This is a genomic window from Pseudoalteromonas sp. UBA2102 (assembly GCF_002331165.1).
Classification (GTDB): domain Bacteria; phylum Pseudomonadota; class Gammaproteobacteria; order Enterobacterales; family Alteromonadaceae; genus Pseudoalteromonas; species Pseudoalteromonas atlantica.
Genome location: NZ_DCYU01000021.1, coordinates 35,848 through 39,299 on the forward strand (window position 1 = coordinate 35,848; position 3,452 = coordinate 39,299).

The 3,452-nt window shown below is 42.0% G+C and carries 4 protein-coding genes; 2 read left to right on the plus strand and 2 right to left on the minus strand.

The window, feature by feature from the left end; all coding sequences use genetic code 11:
• Window positions 1-759: UDP-glucose 4-epimerase GalE (gene galE, locus B2R65_RS02260; protein WP_286740697.1), on the plus strand; the 759-nt coding region annotated here is incomplete at its 5' end.
• Between the two features lie 324 nt (window positions 760-1,083).
• On the opposite strand, the gene zapE is transcribed toward galE, so the two are convergent.
• Entirely contained in the window at window positions 1,084-2,193 is a 1,110-nt protein-coding gene (zapE, locus tag B2R65_RS02265) for a cell division protein ZapE (RefSeq protein WP_286740698.1), read from the minus strand.
• Window positions 2,194-2,252: 59 nt separating this feature from the next.
• On the opposite strand from zapE, the gene rsuA reads away from it, so the two are divergent.
• Complete coding sequence (gene rsuA / locus B2R65_RS02270) at window positions 2,253-2,951, plus strand: 16S rRNA pseudouridine(516) synthase RsuA (RefSeq protein WP_286740700.1); 699 nt, start codon at window positions 2,253-2,255, stop codon at window positions 2,949-2,951.
• 40 nt (window positions 2,952-2,991) lie between these two features.
• Here the strand turns inward: rsuA and B2R65_RS02275 are convergent, their stop codons facing one another.
• On the minus strand, window positions 2,992-3,345 hold the full coding sequence (locus B2R65_RS02275; RefSeq protein ID WP_024032429.1) for a four helix bundle protein: 354 nt from the start codon (window positions 3,343-3,345) through the stop codon (window positions 2,992-2,994).
• Between the last annotated feature and the right edge of the window lie 107 nt (window positions 3,346-3,452).

A 3,452-nucleotide genomic window follows, 5' to 3' on the forward strand; every position in this document is an offset into this window, starting at 1 on the left:
GGTGAGTCGGTCGCTAAACCTGTTGAGTACTATCAAACAAACGTACAAGGTACACTAACACTTGTAGATGCCATGCGTGATGCAGGCGTATTTAAATTAGTATTTAGCTCATCAGCCACAGTTTACGGCGACCCTGCAAGCTTACCGATTAAAGAAGACTTCCCGGTAGGTGGCACAACTAATCCGTACGGCACATCAAAACTGATGGTTGAGATGATGCTGCAAGATATTGCTAAATCAGATGAGCGTTTTGCATTTGCTATTTTACGCTACTTTAACCCAGTGGGCGCACATGAGTCAGGCTTAATTGGCGAAGATCCAAATGGTATTCCTAATAACTTACTGCCTTTTATTGCCCAAGTTGCAGTAGGTAAGTTAAAGCAACTTGCTGTATTTGGTGATGACTACGACACCGTGGATGGCACTGGTGTGCGCGACTATATTCACGTTGTAGATTTAGCGATGGGGCACTTAAAAGCGCTTGATAAAATTGCCAACAATACCGGCGCACTTGTATATAACCTTGGCACAGGCAATGGTTACTCTGTACTGCAAATGGTTAACGCCTTTATAAAAGCCAGCGGCCAAGACGTTCCTTATCAAGTATCGCCTCGTCGCCCTGGCGATATTGCTGCATGCTACGCCGCGCCAGAAAAAGCACTTAATGAGCTAGGCTGGGAAGCGGTGCGTGGAATAGATGCCATGATGGAAGACACATGGCGTTGGCAGTCAAATAACCCTAATGGTTATAAAAGTTAATTAAAAAATACTTTATAAATTTTGCCTGTTTCACAAGCAGGCAAATCACCTATAAACAATTTTGCTACCGCGCTAATTTTTTAATGTAGACGTAGATCTTGCTCACTTTAAAACGAAGCTTCTCATAGCTTTATCAAAGGGGTTTAACACAACGTAAAAGCGCTGCTTTTAAACGCCAGCAAGCTGCGCGTCTACAAGACCCACTGCACCTGTGTTATTTTAGTCGTAGGCGTGAAGCTTGCTCACGCACAAAGTTGAAATACCAGTATTTTTATACCAACGCGCAAGCAAAGCGCCTATAAATAAACTTAGCGTCAGCGCTAATTACCAATTTTGCATTTCGACAATACGCGACTGCGTTCGCGCATATTCAAAGCTTAACTTTTCCCCCTGATACAAAGACTCAACGTGCGCGTGGGCGTTAATAACTAATAACTTGTGGCAATCGTAAAACTCGTCCACCAATGCAATAAAGCGCCGCGCTTCGTCATCTAAATAATGCTCATTTAGGGTTTGTTTTTCGCGTTGATAACTGTCTTCAATACCATGCACTATTACTTTACCTGTTGCGCCTACACCCATTTTTGGCACATTTTCTATATATAAAATATCAAACTGCTTGGCTAAAAACATATAATCGTAAGCGCTACGCGCTCCTGAGCAAAGCGCCATAAAATCGATCATTAATGCATTATCTGCGGTTAATAAACACGGTAAGCTGCGGGAGTGTACCTGTAAAATTTGATTTTCCTTTGCTTGTGGATACTGAGATAAAAACTGCTTTTTAAACTCGTTTATAGGTAAATTAATAAAATAGTGGCGGCTATTTTTACCATACCTAAAGCGATGATCATCCTGCCCTGCAACACTAATAACATGGCAATAATTTTTAATTAAATCGATTGTGGGTAAAAACCGCGCGCGCTGTAGGCCATTGCGATAAAGCTGCTCAGGTTTTGCGTTAGAAGTTGCCACCAGCACTACCCCACTATCAAACAAGGCGTTAAATAACCTTGCCATAATCATTGCATCGCCAATGTCGCTAACAAAAAACTCATCAAAACACAGCACTTTTATATCTTTCGCCCATTGTTTAGCAATTAACGTGAGAGGGTTTTTATGACCTTGCAGCTGGGCAAGTTGCGTGTGTATTTGCGCCATAAAATGATGGAAATGCAGCCGCTGCTTACGCTCAGTGGGTAAATTTTTATAAAATAAATCCATTAACATGGATTTACCCCGCCCCACCGACCCATGCAAATAAACCCCTTTAATTAACGGCGCTTTTTTCCACCAAGGTGTTTTTATGTGTAACTGTATACTTAGGTTATTTAACGCGTTTACCGCATTTTGCTGAGCGCTATCAACACACAGTTCACCCGTATCTATTTTTGCTTGGTAAAGCCTTAAAATTTGTGGGTAGTTTACTGACATGGGGTTTCACTATCGGCTATAATCGCCGCCATTGTAGCCGACTAAAAATGTGAACCAAAATGAAATTCCCTTGCCGCTTAGATAAATTTATTAGCCACCTAGCCGAGCTACCACGCTCAAAAGCTCGCGCGGGTATTAAACGCCAAGAAGTGCAAGTAAATGGGGAAGTTGTTAGCGCGTTCGATTTTCAAGTAAACCAGCAAGATGAAGTAACATTTGCTGGTGAGCCTATGGTATTTTTAGGCAAGCGCTACTTTATGCTACACAAACCTGTAGGCTACGTGTGTGCCAATGTAGATGAACTACACCCCACCGTATTTGATTTACTCGATGAGCCAAATATGGCCGACTTTCATGTAGCAGGTCGCCTTGATATAGACACCACCGGCTTAGTACTTATTACTAACGATGGCGATTGGTCGCACCGTATAACCTCGCCAAAGCACAACAAATTAAAAACCTACTTAGTAGAAACACAAGAGCCTATAACCGAAGAAGCATTAGAGCAACTACGCAGCGGCGTACAACTTCACAACGAAAAAGATCTCACCCGTCCAGCTAAAGCAGAAGCACTTGCCACCTACAGCTTACGTTTATCAATCAGCGAAGGTAAATACCACCAAGTTAAACGCATGTTAGCCGCGGTAGGTAACAAAGTGGTAGAGCTACACCGCGAGCAAATAGGTAATATTATACTGGACGAAAACTTAGCAAGTGGAGAGTATAGGGAGTTAAAAGAGGGAGAGGTAAAACTATAGAGCGGTCAGCGGTCAGCGGTCAGCGGTCAGCGGTCAGCGGTCAGCGGTCAGCGGTCATTTTTAATGTTGCGATTAAACTAGTCAACATTTTTGAAAGCGCTACGGTTTCATCAAGCCACTTTCGACCAACGGACTTATCTATATAACAAATATCTATTCCAATATAAATTTGCGTTCTTGCTTCAGCAATTGATGAGCGAGCGATATCTAAAAACCTCACTTTTTCTTTATTGCTGTCTCTTGTCATTCCCTCGGCTATATTACTAGGAACAGACAAGCCAGAGCGCGTTAATTGATCTCTAAATCCGTAATCTTTTATAGTGCTAGTCGCTTTATAAATATCAGCACTTAAGCGAGCAGATCGTTTCCATACTTCCAAGTTCTCAAAGTTCATGGGCTAAATCCTAGCTATTTACTGTTAGCTTAGAAGTATTTCAAGAAATAGAAACCCTAAACGCAATTAAAGCCTAAAACTGACTGATCTGACTCCATAAAAGTAGA